Genomic DNA, 2,470 nt, shown 5'->3' with positions numbered 1-2,470 from the left:
ATCGCCAGCGCGACGCGGCCCGACACCGCGGTCGACGCGGTGCTCGCGAACCTCGCGCGCCATCGCGCGGGCCAGCCGATGATCGGCGTCGTCGACCGCACGCGCGGCTACTGACCTGCTGCGCGCCCCGGCCCGCCGGGCGCGCAGCAGAAAATGCCGAAGCGCCCCGTGCAAACGCCGCGCGCATACGTTTCGGGCCGCAAATTGAAGACGCATGCGGAATTCTCGCCCGTTAGCATGAACTCACCGCTGACACCTGACGAGAGTCCCGCCTTCCCATGAACCAAGCCGCGCTGATCGAAGCCGATCGTCAACACCTGATCCATCCCGTCGTCAATTACCGTGCGCACGAAGCGCGCGGCGTCACCGTGCTGGAATCCGCGGACGGCGTGTTCCTGCGCGACGCCGCCGGTCACACGCTGCTCGACGCGTTCTCGGGCCTGTGGTGCGTGAACGTCGGCTACGGCCGCGACAGCATCGTGAAGGCCGCCGCCGACCAGATGGCGAAGCTGCCCTACGCGACCGGTTATTTCCATTTCGGCTCGCAGCCGGCGATCGAGCTCGCCGAACGGCTCGCCGCGCTCGCGCCGCCGTCGCTGAACCGCGTGTACTTCACGCTCGGCGGCTCGGACGCGGTCGATTCCGCGGTGCGCTTCATCACGCACTATTTCAACGCGACCGGCCGCCCGTCGAAAAAGCAGATGATCGCGCTGGAGCGCGGCTATCACGGCTCGTCGTCGTTCGGCGCCGGCCTCACCGCGCTGCCGGCGTTCCACCGCCATTTCGACCTGCCGCGCGCGGACCAGCACCATATTCCGTCGCCCTACCCGTACCGCCATCCGCTCGGCGACGATCCGCAGGCGCTGATCGCCGCGTCGGTCGCCGCACTCGAAGCGAAGGTCGCCGAACTCGGCGCGGACAACGTCGCCGCGTTCTTCTGCGAGCCGGTACAAGGCTCGGGCGGCGTGATCGTGCCGCCGGCCGGCTGGCTGAAGGCGATGCGCGACGCGTGCCGGCGCCTCGGCATCCTGTTCGTCGCCGACGAGGTGATCACCGGCTTCGGCCGCACCGGCCCGCTGTTCGCCTGCGAGGCCGAACAGGTCGACCCCGACCTGATGACCGTCGCGAAGGGATTGACCGCCGGCTATGCGCCGATGGGCGCGGTGCTGATGTCCGACGAAATCTACGAAGGAATCGCTGGCGACCGCGCCGATGCGCCCGTGGTCGGCCACGGCCATACGTATTCCGCGCATCCGGTGAGCGCGGCGATCGGCCTCGAGGTGCTGAAGCTCTATCACGAAGGCGGGCTGCTCGCGAACGGCCAGGCGCTCGCGCCGCGCTTCGCCGCGGGGCTCGATGCGCTGCGCGCGCATCCGCTCGTCGGCGACGCCCGCTCGGTCGGCCTGCTCGGCGCGCTCGAACTGGTAGCCGACAAGGCGCACAAGACGCGCTTCGACGCTGCGCTGAACGTGCCGGACAAGATCGCGGCCGCCGCGTACGCGAACGGTGTGGTGTTCCGCGCGTTCGGCGATGGCGTGCTCGGCTTCGCGCCGGCGCTGAGTTTCACCGCGGGCGAGTTCGACCTGCTGTTCGAACGCGTGCGCAAGACGCTCGACGACGTGCTGGCCGATTCGGGCGTGCAGCGCGCGCTCGACGCCGCGCACGCGCAGCCGGCCTGACTGGCCAAGGGAAAGCCGGGCTTGTGGCCGCCATCGTTCGACTCTAAAGTAACCGGACATTCCATTTTTGCCTTCTCACGTGAACATGACGGACAGCAAGCTGGATCGCATCGACCTGCGCATCCTCTCCCAGTTGCAGAAGCGCGGCCGCATGACCAACGTCGAGCTGGCCGATGCGGTCGGGCTGTCGCCCAGTCCATGCCTGATCCGCGTGAAGCGGCTCGAGAAGGCCGGTTACATCGGCGGCTACGGCGCGCACATCCAGCTCGAGAAACTCGGCGACGTGCAGGTCGTGTTTACCGAGGTCACGCTGGCCGACCATCGGCGCGAGGATTTCGACCGCTTCGTCGCGGCGATCCGCAACGTCGACGAGATCGTCGAATGCCACCTCGCGAGCGGCGGCTACGACTACCTGCTGAAGTTCATCACGCGCAGCGTGAGCCATTACCAGACGATCGTCGAAGGGCTGCTCGAGCAGAACATCGGCATCGAGAAGTATTTCAGTTACGTGATCATCAAGTCGCCGTTCGTCAAACGGCACTACCCGCTCGAATCGCTGTTCGGCGAACGTCACTGACACCCGGTGTGCGTCATCCCGTCACGCGGCAGCCCGCTGCCCGCGCGGGGGGAGTCGCGCCTGCTCCGTCGTCGTTGTCGAACCGCTTCATTCAAGGACCTGTCATGCCGCTTACGCTGTCCCGAACCGAACTCGTTCGCACCGCCAACCTGATCGACGGCGCCTGGCGCGATGCGCTCGACGGCCGCCGCTTCGCCGTCACCGATCCCGCCAC

General features: G+C 67.7%; 2 protein-coding genes and 1 pseudogene. All 3 read left to right on the top strand.

The features are described 5' to 3' along the window. Positions 1 to 114, top strand: a pseudogene (locus JMF86_RS31875) (glyoxylate/hydroxypyruvate reductase A); the annotation flags it as partial. A gap of 164 nt (positions 115 to 278) precedes the next feature. Then, positions 279 to 1,679, top strand: a complete 1,401-nt coding sequence (locus tag JMF86_RS31870; RefSeq protein WP_011549845.1) for an aspartate aminotransferase family protein — start codon at positions 279 to 281, stop codon at positions 1,677 to 1,679. Between the two features lie 85 nt (positions 1,680 to 1,764). After that, positions 1,765 to 2,256 carry an Lrp/AsnC family transcriptional regulator gene (locus JMF86_RS31865; RefSeq protein WP_006749694.1) on the top strand — a complete coding sequence of 164 codons (492 nt, stop codon included), beginning with the start codon at positions 1,765 to 1,767 and terminating at the stop codon, positions 2,254 to 2,256. Positions 2,257 to 2,470 lie beyond the last annotated feature (214 nt).

Origin of the sequence: Burkholderia sp. E168m15 (genome assembly GCF_016586105.1) — a bacterium.
In the GTDB taxonomy this organism is placed as follows: domain Bacteria; phylum Pseudomonadota; class Gammaproteobacteria; order Burkholderiales; family Burkholderiaceae; genus Burkholderia; species Burkholderia orbicola.
Note: the sequence above shows the minus strand (reverse complement) of the source record. Positions and strands in the feature narration are given on the sequence as shown.